At 68.3% G+C, this 17,605-nt stretch carries 18 protein-coding genes; 8 read left to right on the top strand and 10 right to left on the bottom strand.

Annotated elements, in window-relative coordinates:
• The first annotated feature begins 21 nt into the window (after positions 1–21).
• The gene (gene arlJ / locus OS889_RS06095; protein ID WP_504923074.1) at positions 22–1,800 is read left to right on the top strand and encodes an archaellar assembly protein ArlJ/FlaJ; all 1,779 of its coding nucleotides are present in this window, start codon (positions 22–24) and stop codon (positions 1,798–1,800) included.
• A complete protein-coding gene (locus tag OS889_RS06090; protein WP_372388220.1) occupies positions 1,797–2,891 on the top strand; it encodes a CheF family chemotaxis protein in 1,095 nt (364 codons plus the stop codon). The genes arlJ and OS889_RS06090 overlap by 4 nt, the downstream gene beginning before the upstream one ends.
• Positions 2,892–2,924: 33 nt before the next feature.
• Here OS889_RS06090 and OS889_RS06085 read toward each other — a convergent pair whose 3' ends face one another.
• Positions 2,925–3,155 (bottom strand): DUF7511 domain-containing protein, encoded by a 231-nt coding sequence (locus OS889_RS06085; protein WP_372388218.1) that lies wholly within the window; start codon positions 3,153–3,155, stop codon positions 2,925–2,927.
• 163 nt (positions 3,156–3,318) lie between these two features.
• Here OS889_RS06085 and OS889_RS06080 point away from each other — a divergent pair, with 163 nt between their 5' ends.
• Complete coding sequence (locus OS889_RS06080) at positions 3,319–3,501, top strand: DUF7576 family protein (RefSeq protein WP_372388216.1); 183 nt, start codon at positions 3,319–3,321, stop codon at positions 3,499–3,501.
• 14 nt (positions 3,502–3,515) lie between these two features.
• Here the strand turns inward: OS889_RS06080 and OS889_RS06075 are convergent, their stop codons facing one another.
• Positions 3,516–5,930: an ATP-dependent DNA helicase gene (locus tag OS889_RS06075; RefSeq protein ID WP_372391564.1), complete on the bottom strand. Its 2,415-nt coding sequence runs from the start codon at positions 5,928–5,930 to the stop codon at positions 3,516–3,518.
• Positions 5,931–5,999: 69 nt separating this feature from the next.
• Complete coding sequence (locus OS889_RS06070; RefSeq protein ID WP_372388214.1) at positions 6,000–6,368, bottom strand: ArsR/SmtB family transcription factor; 369 nt, start codon at positions 6,366–6,368, stop codon at positions 6,000–6,002.
• Between the two features lie 147 nt (positions 6,369–6,515).
• On the opposite strand from OS889_RS06070, the gene OS889_RS06065 reads away from it, so the two are divergent.
• Positions 6,516–7,952 (top strand): NAD(P)H-hydrate dehydratase, encoded by a 1,437-nt coding sequence (locus OS889_RS06065; RefSeq protein WP_372388213.1) that lies wholly within the window; start codon positions 6,516–6,518, stop codon positions 7,950–7,952.
• Positions 7,949–8,479, top strand: a complete 531-nt coding sequence (moaC, locus tag OS889_RS06060; RefSeq protein WP_372388211.1) for a cyclic pyranopterin monophosphate synthase MoaC — start codon at positions 7,949–7,951, stop codon at positions 8,477–8,479. The genes OS889_RS06065 and moaC overlap by 4 nt, the downstream gene beginning before the upstream one ends.
• A 9-nt stretch (positions 8,480–8,488) precedes the next feature.
• Here moaC and hflX read toward each other — a convergent pair whose 3' ends face one another.
• A complete protein-coding gene (gene hflX, locus OS889_RS06055; protein ID WP_372388209.1) occupies positions 8,489–9,871 on the bottom strand; it encodes a GTPase HflX in 1,383 nt (460 codons plus the stop codon).
• 221 nt (positions 9,872–10,092) lie between these two features.
• Between hflX and OS889_RS06050 the strand changes: the two genes are divergently transcribed.
• Positions 10,093–11,166 (top strand): DMT family transporter, encoded by a 1,074-nt coding sequence (locus OS889_RS06050; RefSeq protein WP_372388207.1) that lies wholly within the window; start codon positions 10,093–10,095, stop codon positions 11,164–11,166.
• A 17-nt stretch (positions 11,167–11,183) separates the two neighbouring features.
• Here OS889_RS06050 and thrS read toward each other — a convergent pair whose 3' ends face one another.
• The 4 genes from thrS to OS889_RS06030 all read right to left on the bottom strand — a co-directional run bounded on the left by thrS (position 11,184) and on the right by OS889_RS06030 (position 15,482).
• Positions 11,184–13,109 carry a threonine--tRNA ligase gene (thrS, locus tag OS889_RS06045; protein WP_372388205.1) on the bottom strand — a complete coding sequence of 642 codons (1,926 nt, stop codon included), beginning with the start codon at positions 13,107–13,109 and terminating at the stop codon, positions 11,184–11,186.
• Between the two features lie 56 nt (positions 13,110–13,165).
• On the bottom strand, positions 13,166–13,678 hold the full coding sequence (locus OS889_RS06040) for a hypothetical protein (protein WP_372388203.1): 513 nt from the start codon (positions 13,676–13,678) through the stop codon (positions 13,166–13,168).
• A gap of 63 nt (positions 13,679–13,741) precedes the next feature.
• Entirely contained in the window at positions 13,742–14,527 is a 786-nt protein-coding gene (locus tag OS889_RS06035) for an endonuclease V (protein ID WP_372388201.1), read from the bottom strand.
• A 1-nt stretch (position 14,528) separates the two neighbouring features.
• Complete coding sequence (locus tag OS889_RS06030) at positions 14,529–15,482, bottom strand: rhomboid family intramembrane serine protease (protein WP_372388200.1); 954 nt, start codon at positions 15,480–15,482, stop codon at positions 14,529–14,531.
• Positions 15,483–15,604: 122 nt separating this feature from the next.
• On the opposite strand from OS889_RS06030, the gene OS889_RS06025 reads away from it, so the two are divergent.
• Entirely contained in the window at positions 15,605–16,108 is a 504-nt protein-coding gene (locus tag OS889_RS06025) for a molybdopterin-dependent oxidoreductase (RefSeq protein ID WP_372388198.1), read from the top strand.
• A 21-nt stretch (positions 16,109–16,129) separates the two neighbouring features.
• Here the strand turns inward: OS889_RS06025 and OS889_RS06020 are convergent, their stop codons facing one another.
• The gene (locus OS889_RS06020) at positions 16,130–16,261 is read right to left on the bottom strand and encodes a hypothetical protein (protein WP_372388196.1); all 132 of its coding nucleotides are present in this window, start codon (positions 16,259–16,261) and stop codon (positions 16,130–16,132) included.
• A 167-nt stretch (positions 16,262–16,428) separates the two neighbouring features.
• Positions 16,429–16,962 carry an inorganic diphosphatase gene (locus OS889_RS06015; protein ID WP_372388194.1) on the bottom strand — a complete coding sequence of 178 codons (534 nt, stop codon included), beginning with the start codon at positions 16,960–16,962 and terminating at the stop codon, positions 16,429–16,431.
• A 282-nt stretch (positions 16,963–17,244) separates the two neighbouring features.
• Here OS889_RS06015 and OS889_RS06010 point away from each other — a divergent pair, with 282 nt between their 5' ends.
• Positions 17,245–17,604 (top strand): PadR family transcriptional regulator, encoded by a 360-nt coding sequence (locus OS889_RS06010; RefSeq protein ID WP_372388191.1) that lies wholly within the window; start codon positions 17,245–17,247, stop codon positions 17,602–17,604.
• Position 17,605 lies beyond the last annotated feature (1 nt).

Raw genomic sequence — 17,605 nt, 5'->3', positions numbered from 1 at the left:
GACCGCGACGGAGGCGAACCGATGAGCGAGACCGAAGCCGGCTCGGGCTCCGGCGGCACCGACACGAACGTCGGTCTCAGCGCCCAGCGGGAGCAGCTAGAGCGCTTCTTCTCGTCTGTCATCGACTCCTACGAGCGGATGCCGATGGAGAACCGGAAGTACGCGCTCACGGTCCTCCTGCCGACGGCGGTCCTCTTCGTCGTCAGCGTCGCCGGCGCGGTGCTGCTGCCGCTGCCGGTACTCGTTCGGATCCCGATCTTCCTGCTCGGGCTGTTGATGCTGCTGGCGGGGCTCCTGTACCCGCGGCTCCTCGTAGAGCAGCAGCGTCGCGGGCTCGAAAACCAACTCCACCTCGTCATCACGCACCTGACGGTCCTCTCGACGACGAACATCGACCGCGTGGCCGTGTTCAGACAGCTCGGCCGCGAGGAGGAGTACGGCGAGCTCGCCGTCGAGATGCGGCGGATCACGGAACTCGTCGACACCTGGAATCAGTCGCTCGACGACGCGCTCCAGCGGCGGGCGCGGGTCGTTCCCTCGAAGGAGCTCGGCGACTTCCTCGACCGGCTGGCGTACTCGCTGAACGCCGGCCAGAGCCTCGACGACTTCCTGCTCGGCGAACAGCAGACGATGATCCAGAAGTACATCACCGTCTACGAGGGCGCGCTCGGGAACCTCGAAGTGATGAAGGACCTCTATCTCTCGATGATTCTGTCGATGACGTTCGCGATCATCAACGCGATCGTGCTCCCGATCCTCACGGGGACCGACGCCACGATGACGATCGCGGCCGTCATCGTGCTCTTCGTCTTCGTCCAGCTGGGGTTCTACTTCGTCATCCGGACGATGTCGCCGTACGACCCGCTGTGGTACCAGCAGGACGAGTACCGGACGAAGATCGACCGCCAGATCGACATCGCGCTCTACGGCGCGGTCGCGTTGAGCCTCCTTTTCATCACGATCCTGGGCGTCGGAACGATGGGCTGGACGCCGGTGGGACAGGCGGTCCAGCGGGTGATGCTCGATACGCCCGTCCCGGTGCTGATCGCCGCGCCGGTGACGCCGCTGGCGGTGCCCGGGCTCGTGGCGCGACACCACGAAAACGGGATCAAAGAGCGCGACGAGGAGTACCCGGGCTTCATCCGGGCGCTGGGCGCCTCCGAGAGCGCGAAGCAGTCGACCACCCGCGCCGTGTTGGAGACGCTCCGCGAGAAGGACTTCGGCGTGCTGTCGCGGGAGATCGACCGGCTCTACGTCCGGCTGAATATGCGCGTCGAACCCGACCGGTCGTGGTTCCTCTTCACCGCCGAGACGAGTTCGTACCTCATCCAGAAGTTCTCCGAGATGTACCTCGTCGGCAGGCAGATGGGCGGGACGCCGAAGCAGTTGGGCGAACTCATCTCGAACAATATGAACGAGGTCATCAAGCTCCGCCGGCAGCGACAACAGAAGACCACGACGCTTATCGGCGTGCTGTACGGCATCACCGCGTCGGCGGCGTTCGCCTTCTTCATCGGGCTGGAGATCGTCGAGATTCTCGCGACGTTCTCGTCGAGTATGAACCTCGCGCAGTTCGAGTTCGGCCAGCTGATCTACGCGGGCGTCTACGACATCCCCATCATCGAGTACCTCCTCTCGCTCATCATCCTCTTCAACGCCGTCCTCTCGTCGCTGATGATCCGGATGGTCGACGGGGGCCACAAGACGAACGCGTACCTCCACTTCGTCATCCTCGTGTGGATCGGCTGTGGGAGCGCCGTCCTGACGTCGTCGCTCGCCGGGGGGCTGATCAGCGTATGACGGCGACGGGATCCGACGAGGGAACGGACCAGCGCGCCGAGCACGGCGAGGCGGCGCAGGGCCGGTCGGAACTGCTCGAAGCCTACCGGAAGCAGAGCGGCGAGGACGAATCGGCGTCCGGCGGCGACGCGGGCGGGAACGCCAAATCCAAGGCGAAATCCAAATCCGAATCGACGGGCAGAAGCCGCCCCAAGACGCCCGACGGGGAGTCGATCGTCGTCGACTTCGTCGCGAACTTCGTCGCGGGCGGCGACGCCGCCTTCGACCCCGTGAAGGGACGCGTCCTGATGAGCGGGCGGCGGCTCGTCCTCGCGACCTCGGAGACGAAGACGACGGTGCCGATCACCTCGATCTTCGACATCGCGGTCGGGCAGGTGCCCCCGGAAGTCGAGGAGTTCTTCGACTACACCGTGATGGTCGGCTACATCGACGGCGACTACCGCCGGACGACCGTCATCGGCGGGGACCGCGAGCTGATCGAGAAGTTCTCCCTGTTGCTCTTCCGAGCGACGCTCAACGGCTCGACGGCGCTCGTCACCCACCCGGCCAAGGTCGGCGGTCGCGTGATGGACACCCCGACCCGAAAGACCGGGCTGCACCTCGATTACGAATCGGTCTCGTTCACCGGCGGCGACATCAAGACCGATCAGGACGAACCGTTCTCGATCGACCTCGCTTCGGTCATCTTCTTCGAGGTGATGGAGCGAACGACCGACGACGACGAGACGTTGCTCGTCCTCTCGGTCCAACACGTCGAGAACGGCCAGACTGTCACCTCCGAGATCTCGATGACCTCGCGGCGGAAGATGAACATCCTCGGGCGGTACCTCCGCTTGATCTACCACTGGATCAAAAGCGACGTCCGCGACGTCGAGATCGAAGAACAGGAACTGGAGGTGCTCGTCGGCCTCTACTCCACCAGCGAAGACATCGATCTGGCGTCGCTGCTCGACATCGGCGAGGCCGAACTCGACGCCAGGCTCGAATCGCTCCACGAGGACGACCTCATCACCGACGAGGAGCCGCCGGTCGACCTCACCCCGCAGGGGCGGTTCATCGTCAACGAGGAGTTCGAGGACATCAACGTCTGAACGGCGAAAAACGTCCGTGTGCCGACCGCCCTCTCAGCGAATTTCGTCGAGCGGGACGAACGCGTCGGCGTCTGCCGAGAACCACGCGTCGACGTGTTCACAGCAGCTCTCGCGCCGCGGATAGACCGTACACCGGTCCGGTCGCCGCTCGTAGCGGACGACGACGCAGCGAAGCTCGAATCGGCCGTCCGGCGTCCGTACCGCGGAGTGCTCTGCGTGCGGCGCCGAACTGCGACTCTCTGGGGGGCCGGAAGGATCGGACATCTCAGTCCACACTCGTAGCCAGGCTTCGGACGTATTAAACTACTACTGTCGGCGAGAAACCCTCGGCGGGCACCGCAGACCCGCGCGGCGGCCGGCGCGCGACGGCGCGCTCCCGGCCGTTCGACAGTATCAAGTGGGCCGGAGCGCCAACGACTCGGAGAGAATGGTAGACCCGACTTCCGAACTCGGAGAAGACGTCGACGAAGCCGACGCACCGGAGTGTGCGGCCTGCGGAGAGAAGATCATCCAGTCGCCGACCCACCGCGTCGTCACCTGGGTCGAGGACGGCCGCGTCGCCTCCCGCCACTTCTGTTCTCCCGAGTGCAAGGCCGAGTACGACGGATAGCGGGTCTGACGTCGCTACTCCTCGCCGGCGCGCGACCAGAAGCGATCGACGCCGTACCCGAGCATATCCGGACTCACCGGATCGAACTCCTCGCGCTCTGTCTCGGGTAAGTACTCCCGGACGCTGTCCCACGACGCGCGAGCGTAGCGCGCGTCGATCAGCGCGCGGATGCCGACCTCCTCGGGGCCGCGGATCACGCGGCCGATCGCCTGCCGCGCCTTCCGGACCGCCGGGACGGTGAGCGCCGTCTCGAAACCGCTCCGTCCGCGCCGGCCGTCCGACCCTCCGCCGCCGAACCGTCGGTCGTACGCCGTCCGGAGCGCTCGCGTCCGGGGGCTTGAGGTGTCGATCAGCGGGACGCCGCAGACGGCGGCGGCCGCGAGCCGGTCCCCGCGGTAGTCGACGCCCTCGGTGAGCGTCCCGCGGAGGCTCGTCACGAGCACCTTCGGCTCGCCACCGAAGAACTCCGCCTTGAGCGCCTCCGTCGCGTCGTCGCCGGAGGACTCGTCGAGCAGGACCGGCCGGTCGAGCCGATCGGCGAGGGCCTCGGCCATCCACGACGCCTCCCCGTAGTTCGGCATCCCGACGAGGACGTTCCCCGGCGAGCGCGCGATCTCGGCGACGGCGTCGACGTGCGCCCGCCGCGTCGGGTTCGACTCGCCCCGCCGCCCGCGGTTCTCGTGGGTGAACTTCGGGACGTCGACGGCGAAGGACGCGCGGTTCGCCGCCGGGAAAGAGAGCCCGTAGGTCCGCTCTTCGACCGGTCGGCCCCGCTCGGCGAGCGCGTCGAGGCCGGTGACCTCCCGGAAGACGTCCATCGGTTCGAGCGTCGCCGACATCAACACGCCGCCGCCGAACTCCCCGAGCCGTTCGGCGATCGTCTCGCCGGGGACGCAGTTGTGGAGCGCGAGCCGGGCGTTGTAGGCGCGGCGCCAGGAGTTCTGAGATTCGGTCTCGTCCCACGTCCGCTCCAGTTCGATCTCCCGGAAGTACGAGACGTGATCGCACCGCTTCCAGTTCGCCAGCGCGCGGCCGGCCGCGGGCGCGGCCCGGCGGACGTCCTCGTCTTCGGCCTCGTTCAGGATCCGCGCGACCACGGCGCCGACCGACTCGGCGCGGACCCACGTCCCCCCGTCGTAGCCGGCGTCGTCGGCCCACTCCGTCAGGTCGTCGACCGCGGGCGCCTCGGGGTCGCGGAGGGGGATCTCGTCGTCCTCCAGCCGCGAGACGTCCGCCCGCCAGTCCGGGAGCGAGCGGTCGAGGTGGGCCTTCACGCGGCGGTCGACCTCCGAGCGCAGGTCCGAGACGAACGCCCTGACCTCCCGGAGTTCGCGCAGCGTCACGTCCGAGTCCGCGAGTTCGCCCCGGACGAGGTCGGCGTCGGCGCTCCCGGTGTCGCTTCCGCTCCCGCCCGCGGCGTCCTTCCCCGCGTCGTCGAACTCGACGGGCTGGATCACGCGCGTCAGTTCCTGTTCGGCGTCCCGGAGCGTCGTCAGACCGACCCCGTCGCTGACGAGGTCGCGGACGCGCGGTTCGAGCATGTGCGCCTCGTCGCAGACGACGAACGTCGCGTCGTCGACGAGCGCCCCGGTGAACGAGCCCACCGTCTGCGGGTCGAACGCGTGGTAGTAGTTCCCGAGGACGACCTCGACGTGCGGGAGGACCGCGCCCATCACCGAGTGCGGGCACGTCCCGTAGCCGGCGCTCAGCCGGACCAGCTCGTCGGTGTCGATGTGGCCGCAGTCGGTCAGGTCGAAGGGGACCGCCTCGACCGGGTCGCCGTCCTCCGGGAGGTCGTCGAGGAACGTCGCGTAGAACGGGCAGTACTCGGTGTCGGCGTACTCGGCGGTCTCCGGGAGGAACGGCGTCGGCTCGCCGGCCGTCGACAAGTACTCGGGGCCCTGGGTGGCCCCCGAGTCCAACAGGCCGGTCTGGGTCGCCTTCGCCTCGGAGACGAGCGTCCCCGTCGACGTCTGGCCGTCCTCACCGACGAGGTTGCGGGTCCGCTCGCGGAGCCCCTCGCAGCGGTCGTAGACCGTCTCGTCGTCGATTCCGGCGACGCTTTCGCGACTGTACGGGCAGACGTCGGCCTTGCCGACGAGCGTCAGCCCCGAGACGGGGCGCCAGTCGGTCGGGAGGTTCGCGTTGATCGTCTCCAGGTCGGCCTCGAACTGGCGGAGCTGCTGCTTGACGCTCGTCAGGACGAGGACGCGCTCGTACTTCGAGTCGGGGTCGCGCACGCGGTCGATCCCCGCGGTGAGCGCGAGCATCGTCTTGCCGGTCCCGCAGGCGCCCTCGACGACCAGGAAGCCGTCGTCGTCGGCCGCGTCGATCGCGGCGTCGATGCCGTCGGCTTGTTCCGGGTAGGGCTCGTCGTGACCGAAGACCGCCTGCCAACTCACGTCGGGGACTCGCTGGGCCGCGCTCATATCGGTGTCGGTGAGTGGATCTGTCACCCTATTTGAGGGTGCGGGTGAGGGCCGAAACGCGGCGGGGGCCTACTCGTATCCCGGATCGTCTTCGGACGGATCACCGACGCAGACGACGAACGACTCGCGCGCGGGCGCGTAGACCTTCATCTCGCGTCCTTTCACGGAGTACCGGGTGCCGACGATGCGGACGAGATCGGCGTCGCGGAGGTTCTCCAGGTGGTGGCGGACGTTCTGGAGCGACGTTCCGACCGAGTCGGCGAGCTCGGAGGCGGTGGCCGAACGATCCTGGAGGGCCGAGAGCGTCGCGCGGGCCGTGTCGGAGGAGAGACAGTTGATGAGGCGTGCGGCCTCGTCGTCCTCCAGCGGGAGGACGCGGACGTCGCCGTCGTCCTCGCCGGCACGCCTGTCGGTCTCTGACGGCAGTAGCCCCGACATACCACGCGATACCGACCTCGCTACCCTAAACGTTTCGGATTTCCGACACACATCCGATCACGCGTGATCGATCCGATCACGCTGAAGCGAAGCCGGCCGCGCCCCCACCCGCGGCTTTTTAGCCGCTCTCGCTCGGAGGGTCGGGCAATGATCACGAGCCAGCGGATGGCCGCGGTGGATCGGAACGCCGAGGCCCTCGGCGTCCCCCGGAAGCAGTTGATGGAGTCGAGCGGCAACGCGGTGGCGCGCGCGGTCCGTCGATCGGCCGATCCCGGCGCGAGGGTCGCGATCGTCGCGGGGCGCGGCAACAACGGCGGCGACGCGCTCGTCGCGGCCCGCTTCCTCGACGACTACGACGTCGCGGTCCACCTGCTCGGCCGGCCCGAGACGATCGCGACCGGAATCGCCCGCGAGAACTGGGAGGCGCTCCGGGCCGCCGAGTACGACGCCCGCGCGGTGACCGACTCGGCCGATCTCGACCTCGGCGACCCCGACGTCGTCGTCGACGCGATGCTCGGGACGGGCGTGACCGGCGCGCTCCGCGAACCCGAAGCGACGGCGGCGAGCGCGATCAACGACGCCGACGCGACCGTCGTGGCGGTCGACGTGCCCTCCGGCGTCGACGCCGACACGGGCGAGGCCGCGGGCATCGCCGTCGACGCCGACCGGGTGGTGACGTTCCACGACCGCAAGCCCGGCCTCGACGCCGTCGATGCGGCGGTCACGGTCGCGGACATCGGCATCCCCGAGGCCGCAGAGCTGTTCACCGGTCCGGGCGACCTGCTCGCGCTCGGCCGGCCCGACCGGAGCCACAAGGGCGACTTCGGCGAGGTGCTCGTCGTCGGCGGCGGGCCCTACACCGGCGCGCCGGCGCTCGCCGCCCAGGCCGCGCTCCGGGCGGGCGCGGACCTCGTCAGGGTCGCCTGCCCCGCGTCGGTCGCCCGCGAGATCCAGGGGTACAGCGAGAGCCTCATCCTCCGGCCGTACGACGGCGAACGGCTCTCCCCGGCGCACGTCGGCGAACTTCTCACCCTCGCGTCGGCACACGACGTCACGGTGCTCGGTCCCGGACTCGGCAGCGACGAGGAGACGCTGGCGGCCGTCCGCGACTTCCTCGACGCCTACGAAGAAACCGCCGTCGTCGACGCCGACGCCCTCGAAATCGTCCCGACCGTCGACACGGACGCGACGCTTCTCTGTACGCCTCACCAGGGGGAACTGCGGAAAATGGGGGGCGAGACCGACGAAGACTGGCGGACGCGCGCGGACCTCGTCGCGGACTTCGCGGCCGACCTCGGCCACGTCCTGCTCGTGAAGGGCGCCTACGACGTGATCGCCGACGGCGGGGACCGGCGGGTGAATCGGACGGGGAACCCGGGGATGACCGTCGGGGGCACCGGCGACGTCCTCGCGGGCGCGGCCGGCGCGCTGGCCTGCGTCCTGCCGCCGTTCGAGGCGGCCGCCGTCGCGGCGTACGCGAACGGCCGAGCGGGGGACGCGGCGGTCGAGGAGAACGGCTACGGGCTGGTCGCGACCGACCTGATCGATCGGCTGCCCGCGGCGCTGTGGGGGGACGACGAATGAGCGACGAGCGATCGGACGCCGGCGACGGGGACGAGGAACCGGAGCTCACCCACGTCGACGAGACCGGCGACGTCCAGATGGTCGACGTCGGCTCGAAGCCCGACACGGAGCGTCGCGCGGTCGCCCGCGGGACCATCCATCTGACCGAGTCGACGATCGGCGCCATCCGCGACGACGAGATCGGAAAGGGCGACGTCCTCGCGACGGCGCGGATCGGCGCGGTCCAGGCGGTCAAACACACCTGGGAGACGATCCCGATGTGCCACCAGATCCCGATCACGAACGTCGACACCGACTTCGACGTCCGCGACGAGCGGGTGGTCCTCACCGTCGCCGTCGAGACCACGGGGAAGACGGGCTGTGAGATGGAGGCCTTAGAGGGCGTCACGACGGGGCTCAACGTCGTCTGGGACATGGTCAAAGCGGCCGAAAAGGACGAAGACGGCCAGTACCCCGACACCCGGATCGACGACGTCCACGTCGTCAGGAAGGAGAAACAGCGGCTCGGCGAGTCGGCCGACGACTGATCACTTTGCCTACCGGCCGTCGAGGCTCGCCTCGGACTCGGAGCCATCGCCGTCCGCGACGGGAGCGGCTTCGGTCTCCGCGTCCGGCGCGTCGGCGCGCCTGATCTCGCCCGCCTTCGCGCGGGCCTGTTCGACGATGGCGGGCCGCGCCGAGAACTCGACGAGGACCTCCTCGCCGGTGTACTCCTCCTCCCGCACGTGCCCGTGGTCGTAGAGCCACGAGACGAGGCTCATCGCGTCGTCCGACAGCGGCAGAAGGAGCCGCTCCTCGCGCCAGTCGGGGAGTTCGGCCTCGATCCGGTCTGTGAGTTCGTCGACGTTCTCGCCGGTGAGCCCCGAGACGGCGACGGGGTTCGGCGCGAGCGCGGACAGCGCCTCGCGCTTTTCCAGCAGTTCATCGTCGTCGACGCGGTCGATCTTGTTGAGGACGGTCACGATCGGAGCTTCGTTCCGCTCGTAGAGGGTGTCGTGGCAGGTGACGAGCTTCTCGCGCATCTCCTCGATCGACTCGGAGGCGTCGACGACGAGCAGGACGAGATCGGCGCGATAGACCGAATCGAGCGTCGACTCGAAGGATTCGACGAGCCAGTGCGGCAGGTCCGAGATGAAGCCGACCGTGTCGGTCAGGAGGACGTCCCGCGTCCCGGTGTCGGCGCGCCGCGTCGTCGTCCCGAGCGTGGTGAACAGGCGGTTTTCGGACTCGGCGGTCGGATCGAGATCGGGGTGGAGCCCCTCGTTCTCGCCGACGTCGAGGTCGTCGGCCAGCCGGCGCATCAGCGTCGACTTGCCCGCGTTGGTGTAGCCCGCCAGCGCCACGAGGTCGAAGCCCGACTCCCGGCGCTGCTCGCGGCGGGTCTCCTCCTTGTCGGCGATGGCGTCGAGCTCCTGTTTGATCCGCGAGATCTGGGCCTTGATGTCCTGTTCGCGGCTCTCGTCGTACTCGCCGAGCCCCATAAACCCGGGGCGCTCGTCGCGCTTGGCCAGCGACGTCTTGGCCTCCGCCCGCGGAAGCTCGTAGCGGAGCTCCGCGAGTTCGACCTGCAGCTGGGCCTTGCGGGTGTTCGCGCGCTGGCCGAAGATCTCCAGGATGAGCGTGAAGCGGTCGATCACCTCGACGCCCTCGGGGAGCTTGCCGCCGATGTTGTAGGTCTGGTACGGACCCAGGCGGTTGTCGACGATGACGGCCTCGGCGTTCGTCTCGGCGACCAGCGCCGCGAGCTCGTCGACCTTGCCCTCGCCGAAGTGGTAGGCGGCGTCCTCGTCGCGCGACTGCGAGAGCGTGCCGACGACCTCGTAGCCCGCGGCGCGCGCGAGCTCTGTGATCTCGCTCAGGTCGGCGTCGTCGCCGCCGTCGACCCGCTTCGCAACGACGACGCGGCTGTCTCGGGTCATGCGTTCACCGCCGGAGCGACCTCGGTGTCTGTCACCTGCACTGTCTACGTCCCGTAGACGGTCGACGCACTTGAACGCTACCCGCGGGAGGCCGCGGCGCCCGCGACAGCCGAGACACCGATTCACACGAGAAAATGGCAATATTTGAAATTTGAAACTATTTATCACTCCTATTTTGTAGTAAAATTCAAATATCTACGCCATTTAGAAGAGATATCTCTATGATTCGACGCAGTGGTTCCCGATATCTCTCACCGAATGCCCTCCTCTTTGGCGCGCTCGCGACCATCTGGGGGCTGTCGTTCGTCGCCATCGAAGCCGGACTGGAAGCCGTGCCGCCGCTGTTCTTCGCGGGGGCGCGGTACGCGCTGGCCGGGGTGTTGGTCCTCGGCTACGCGGCGGTCACGCGGGAGCGGATCCGCCCCCGCGGCCGGACCGAATGGCTGAACGTCGCCGTCGTCGGGGGGTTCCTCGTCGCGGCGTACCACGCCCTCCTGTACCTCGGCCAGACCGCGGTGCCGGGCTCTGTCGCCGCCGTGATCGTCAGCCTCTCGCCGGTCCTGACCGCCGTCTTCGCGGCGCTCGTCCTCGACGACTCGCTGGACGCGGTCACGGCCGGCGGCTTCCTCCTCGGACTCGTCGGCGTCGCCATCGTCGCCGATCTCGACCCCGCGAATCTGCTCGGGGCCGACGTGCTCGGCATCGGCCTCCTGCTGGTCGCGGCCGCGAGCTTCGCGCTCGGATCGGTGCTGTCGACGCCGCTCCGAACGACGCTCGCGGACGTGTCGATGCAGGGATGGGCGATGCTCGTCGGCTCGCTCGCGCTCCTGGCGGGATCGGTCGCGACCGGCGAGTCGCCCGCCGACGTGGCCTGGACGCCGACCGCGCTCGCGGCGCTCGCGTACCTGACGGTCGCCTCCGGCGTGATCGGCTTCCTGCTCTACTTCGCGCTCCACGCGCGGATCGGCCCGAGCGAGACCAACCTCGTCGGCTACTTCCAGCCCGTCGTCGCCGCCCTCGGCGGCTGGGCGCTCCTCGGGCAGGCGGTGAGCGGGACGACCGTCCTCGGCTTCCTCGGCATCTTCGCCGGGTTCGCGCTGGTCCAACACCGGACGATCCACCACCGCCTCGGCGGCCGGATGGGCCGGGTCGGCTTCCACCCGGACAGCCTCCGTCACCGACTCGTGCGGCGGCTCCCGCGATCGCTCGGCTGCGGTGTCAATCGGATCTTCGGGCTGCAGTACCAGTGCCGGAGCGCGAGCGTCGTCGCCGAGTTCGGCCACGACGCCGACTGACCGTCAAATGCCTATCGTCACTCCCCGATGAAGTCGGGCTCGACGCGCTTTTCCGCGTACTCGTCTTCGAGGTGCGCGCGGAACGTCTCGACGTCGACGTCGCCCCGCTCGCGTTCCTTCCGGTCGCGGACCGAGATGGTCCCCGCCTCCTGTTCGTCGTCGCCGACGATGATCATATACGGGACGCGGTCCTCCTGGGCCTCGCGGATCTTCCGGCCGAGCGTCCACGAGCGGTCCTCGACCTCCACGCGGAAGTCGCCGAGTTCGTTTTTGACCCTGTGGGCGTAGCCCAACTGATCGTCGCTGATCGGGAGGATCCGGACCTGCTCGGGCGCGAGCCAGAGCGGGAACTTCCCGTCGAAGTGCTCGATGAGGACCATGAAGAAGCGCTCGTAGGAGCCGTACAGCGCGCGGTGGATCATCACCGGCCGGTGCTCGGCGTTGTCCTCGCCCGTGTAGGAGAGCTCGAAGCGCTCGGGCATGTTGAAGTCCAGTTGGACCGTCGGGCCGTCCCACTTCCGGCCCAGGGCGTCCTCGAAGGCGAAGTCGATCTTCGGGCCGTAGAAGGCGCCGTCGCCGGGTTCGAGGTCGTAGTCGATGTTCTGATTCTCCAGTACGGACCGGAGCTGGGACTCGGCCTGCTCCCAGATCTCGTCGCCGCCGACGGACTTCTCCGGGCGCGTCGCGAGCGCGACGTGGGCGTCGAGGTCGAAGGTCTCCAGCACCTCGTAGATGTGGTCCATCACCTGATTGACCTCCGCCTCGATCTGCTCGGGCCGGCAGAACAGGTGGCCGTCGTCGATGGTGAACGACCACACCCGCGAGAGCCCCGAGAGCTCGCCGCGCTGTTCCTTCCGGTACACCTTCCCGTCCTCGAAGTACCGCACGGGGAGGTCCCGATACGACCACGACTTCTGATCGAAGATGGTCGCGTGGCCCGGACAGTTCATCGGCTTCAATCCGTACTCCTCGTCGTTGACGTCGAGCAGGAACATGTCGTCGACGTAGTTGTCGTAGTGGCCCGACTCCTTCCACAGCTCCGTCCGGAACAGGTGCGGCGTCTCGACGGGGTCGTAGCCGGCGTCGAGGTTCAGACTGCGGGCGTACTCGGAGAGCTCGTCGAGGATCCGCTTGCCGTTCGGGTGATAGAGCGGGAGCCCGGGGCCCGTGATGTCCGGGATCGAAAAGAGGTCGAGCTCCTGGCCGAGCTTGCGGTGGTCGCGCTCTTTGGCCTCCTCGCGGCGTTCGAGGTACGATTCAAGGTCGGATTCGGACTCGAAGGCCGTCCCGTAGACGCGGGTCAGCGTGTCGTTGTCCTCGTCGCCGCGCCAGTACGCCGAGGAGATGTTGAGCAGCGTCACGGCGCCGATCTCGCCGGTCGAGTCGACGTGCGGGCCCTGACAGAGGTCCTCGAAGTCGCCCTGGACGTAGAAGGAGACGGGGTCCTCGTCTTTGGCCTCGGTCTCCAAGATGTCGCGCTTGTAGGGGTTGTCGGCGTACGTCGAGAAGGCCGCCTCGCGGTCGCGGAGCTCCCGCTCGATCGGGAGGTCCTCGTCGATGATCGCCTCCATCTCGTCTTCGATCTCCGCGAGGTCGTCGGCGTCGAGATCGACGTTGGTAACGTCGTAGTAGAAGCCCTCGTCGGTCGGCGGCCCGATCGCGAGCTTGGCCTCGGGGTAGAGGCGCTGGAGCGCCTGGGCGAAGACGTGCGCCGCGGAGTGGCGGAGCACGCGGAGGTACTCGTCGCTCTGGTCCGTCACGATGACGACCTCCGCGCCGTCGTGGACGGGGTCGGCCTTGTCGACGAGTTCGCCGTCGACGACGCCCGCGACCGTGTCCCGCCCCAGCCCGGGGCCGATCTCGTAGGCGACGTCCTCGACGGTCGCGTCCTCCGCGACGGAGAGTTCGGACCCGTCGGGGAGGCTGACAACGATTTCGCTCATACGCGTTGGGAGTGCGAGCGCACGAATAAGTGTTTTCGAGTCGCTGTCGCCGCCGATCAGCAGATGCCGTGGAAGGGGTAGAGTTCGCCCTCGTCTGTTACCTCGACGTAGGCGCCGGTGTAGCAGGCGCTCGTCTCGATCGTGACGCTCCCCGTCGCGTTCAGCCCGGTCGCGGTCACCCTGAAGGACTCGATGCCGTCGGGGTTCGCTTCCCTGACGTTGTAGACGTCCCGGTCGGCCCCCGGCTCGAACGTCGCCGTCTCGTCGTAGACGGTCTCGTTCGTGGCCTCGCGGACGACGCGGATCCGGAGTTCGACCGAGCGGTTCCACCTGTTCTCGACGTGGACGGCCTTGTCGGCGTCGGGGATCTCCGAGGCCCGCTCGGTCGAGGTCCACTCGTCGGTGGGCGTCGCGCCCGGCGTCGGATCGGGCGTCGGCGTCGGGCTTCCCGACGGCGCGGCGTCGGTCGGCGTGGCCGAGTCGGTGCCGGACGACGGCGCGCCGCCCAGACAGCCGGCGGTGAGCAACAGGAGCGCGAGGGTCGCCGCAACGGCACTGGCGCGTCGCATACGCGGACACACGCGGCAGGACGGAAAGGCCCTTGTGGAGACTCAAACGATCGCCGTACCGCCCTACGCGTACTCGGCCTTCACGTCGTCGGCGTAGGCGTCCGCCAGCCGCGTCGGCTCCGGGAGCTTGTAGCCGTCACAGAGCCGCTCCACCAGGTCGGCGGCGGTCCCGACCGCGACGCGGTGGCCGGGGCTGACGTAGATCGGATTGACGACCGGCCGGGTGTCGTACTGCCGCGACTGGAGCGCGTGGCCGATGACGGTGCCGTCCGCGGCGTTCTCCACCGAGTCGTCCGCGCGGATCGGCGTCCGCCAGCCCTCCGGCCGCTCGTCGAGGTCGTCGTCGGGCGCGCCACAGAGCAGGCCCTTCGCGACGCCGACGCTCGGAACGTCGAGCGTCGCGCCGAGGTGCGTCGCCAAGCCCGCCTGTCGGAAGTGGATGCGACCGCTGCCGTCGAAGACGACGAGGTCGGGGTCGGCGTCCAGTTCGGCGAACGCGGCGAGGATCGGTCCGCCCTCGCGGAAGGAGAGCAGGCCCGGAATGTACGGGATTTCGAGGTCCGTCACCGCGTGGGCGCGTTCGACCACCTCGTCGCCGCGGCGGACGACCACGACGCTCACGGCGCGGTCCTCCAGGAACGCCTGGTCGACGCCGGCGACGAGCGGGCGCTCCGTCGAGTCGTCTGCGGCCTCGGCGAGCGTGCTGTCGCCGCGCGCGGAGACCCGTTCGGCGGCGAAGTCGAAGTCGTCCTCCCAGACGGCGGCCGCGGCGACCTCGCGCTGGAGCGCCTCCATCTCCGCGCGGCTCGCGTCGGGATCGGGGACGAACTCGGGTCGGACGGGCTCCATCTCAGGGTCGCCGTCCGGGGCCGCCCGGACCGCCGGGGCCACCCGGGCCACCGGGACCGCCGCCGCCACCGAACTGGAGGGAGTTCGGGACGCCGACGCGGCCCTTCACGCGGGCGCCGTACGCGAGGCCGACGATCAGCCCCCCGAGGTGAGCGAGGTGGGCGACGTTGCCGCCGACGACGCCGACGCCGCTGGCGGCGCCGAAGCCCGCGACGATGCTGAACGCCGCGAAGCCGAAGGTGAGCACCCACAGCGGCATCGGGATGATAAAGTAGAGGTACACCTTGAGGTTCGGATTCAGCACCGTGAGCACGCCGAGCACGCCCATAATCGCGCCCGAGGCGCCGACGACGCCCGCGCCGAACGGGCCGACGGTGAGGAGCGTCGAAAACACCTGGGCGAGTCCGGCGACGATCCCCGCGCCGAAGAAGAGCGCCGTGAAGCGCCTGGTGTCGAGGTACTGCTCGACGACGGGGCCGAAGAAGTACAGCGCGATGCTGTTGAACGCGATGTGGGTGAAGCCGCCGTGGGCGAAGATCGAGGTGAGCCACGTCCAGACGTACTCGACGTGGCCCGGCGAGAGGACGAACGTAGCCTGCCAGAGCGCGCTCCGCGGTCCCGCGCCCAGGAGGAAGGGGAAGACGAAGTACTGGAGCGCGAAGGTGATCCACATCGCGCCGAGGAAGACGTAGCTCATATTCCCGCGGAAGTACCCGAGCGGGCCGCCGGTGCCGAACAGCCGCTCTCTGAGCCCCGCAGACGAGGACCGACCGCCGCGGTTCTGGACGGAGTCGTCGAAGCCGCTGTCGAAGACGCCGGAGGGGTCGTTCCAGTCGTTGAGGCCCGGACAGTCGTGGTTCTCCGGGAGGCGGTGTTCAGCACAGAACGTGTCCCCGCACCGGCGGCACTGGTACGGCATATTCTCGTGCTTCCCGCACTCGTCGCAGGTAGCCATCACTCCTCGTAGTCCCGGCGCAAGTAAAAGCGGTTCCCCTCGGCCCGTCCGCCGGCCGCCACCGGGCCGTCCCGAACCCGTTCGCGGCAACGGTTTTGGCCGCGGGGAACCGACGGGTGCGCATGACGGGACTCGAATCACACGAGGTGCCCGAGGAGGTCGATCCCGAGGGGTGGACGCTCCGAGTCACCGGGGCGGTCGACCGCCCGCTCGACCTCGACAGGGCGGACGTGGCGGCGCTGCCGGCCGAGACGTTCGAGGAGGACTTCGCGTGCGTGGAGGGCTGGACCGCGGCCAACCTCACCTGGCGGGGCGTCCGCGTCGGAACCCTCATCGATCGAGCCGGTCCGACGTCGGCGGCGAGCCACGCGCTCGTCCGGGCGATGGACGGTGAGTACGCGTGTTCCTTCCCGATCGAGAGGCTCGCGACGGCCGTGCTCGCGACCGAACTCGACGGCGAGGCGCTGCCGGTCGAACACGGCGGACCGGCGCGGCTCGTCCCCACCGAGTCCGGCACGGACTGCTGGGAGCAGATCAAGTGGGTCGCAGAAATCGAGCTCCGCGAGTCGGAGCCGAGCGACGGGGACACGGCGAAGGAACTCGCGCTGTCGCGGATCGACTCGTAGTGAGTACTCTGAACCGGGGCGTCAGGACGACTGGTCGGCGGCGCGCTCTGTGTCCTCGTCGGCCGGAGCCTCGTCCGCGTCGCCGGCGCCCGGATGGTTGCCGGGGACGACCGTCGGGTGCGCGACGCCGAGGCGCGTGGTTTCGGCTGACATCACGTCCGTATCTTGTGCGCACGCACCCAAAAGATTACCCATACGCATAACACATCGCGGTGATCGGGCGGTATTCTCAGCAGTTATGGCTCGGCGTCGACGAGTAGCGAAAGAACGGGGGTCGAAATCGGTGTCGGACTCGGAGTCCGAGTCGATGTCGGGCCAGACTACCCGAAGTGCTCTTCGTAGAGGTCCATCGAGTGCTCGATGGCGTCCTTGGCCGCCGCGGCGTCCTCCCAGCCCAGGGTCTCGGTCTCTTTGCCCTCCTCGAGGTTCTTGTACGTCTCGAAGAATTCGGAGATCTCGGCCTTCTGCTGATCCGAGAGGTCCTCGACGTCCTGGACCTCGTCGTAGCGGGGGTCCTCGTCGGGGACGGCGATGACCTTGTCGTCCTGTTCGCCGTCGTCGTCCATCCGCATAAGGGCGACGGGGCGGGCCTCGATGACGCAGCCGGGGAACGTTTGGTCCTCGACGAGGACGAGGATGTCGAAGGGGTCCTCGTCGTCGTAGTACGTCTGCGGGAGGAAGCCGTAGTCCGAGGGGTAGTGGACGTTCGAGTGGAGCACGCGGTCGAGGACGACGCCGGGGACGTCCTTGTCGTACTCGTACTTGTTCCGCTCTCCCTTCAGGCACTCGACGACGGCGTACACGACGTCCGGCGCGTCCGGTCCCGTTTCGAGGTCTTCCCAGAGGTTCGTCATACCTACTGCGTCACCGAACGAACAAAAAGTCCTTTCGCATCGCCGCCGGGCGAGCGCCTTGTGACGGCCTCTCACGGCCGTTGAGCGACATACGGCGACATTAATTATTCTCTGGGGAATACTCAGAGAATCTTGCTGGTGGACGGGAGTCCGACCAAGGCGGTTGTTCGAATTCGACATATCGCCCGATATCGGGCGGTTTGAGGGGTACAGGAGGTGGATTAGTGGCGGCTAAATGGTGAGTTAAGAAGTGTTAAATATCCCGACGGCATTTCTGGTAGTATGTCAGAGGCACAAGCAGTTACTGACACCGAAAGTGTGGTGCGCGACCTCACGGCGTTCCAGCAGAACATCCTCGTGATCCTGGCCGAGGAACCGATGTACGGCCTGGCCATCAAACGGCAGCTCGAGACCTACTACGGGACCGAGGTGAACCACGGGCGGCTCTACCCCAACCTCGACGACCTCGTCGAGATGGGGCTGGTCGAAAAGAGCGAACTCGACAAGCGGACGAACCAGTACGAACTCACCGAGGAGGGCCACGACGCGCTCGTCGATCAGTTCGACTGGATGTTCGCGAAGTTCGTCGCCGACGACGAACGCGCGGACGAACTCGTCGAACTCGTCGAGTCGTACCGGTAAT

Source organism: Halobellus sp. MBLA0158 (assembly GCF_041477585.1).
Lineage (GTDB): Archaea > Halobacteriota > Halobacteria > Halobacteriales > Haloferacaceae > Haloquadratum > Haloquadratum rubicundus.
This window is presented reverse-complemented; position numbering and strand designations above follow the sequence as displayed.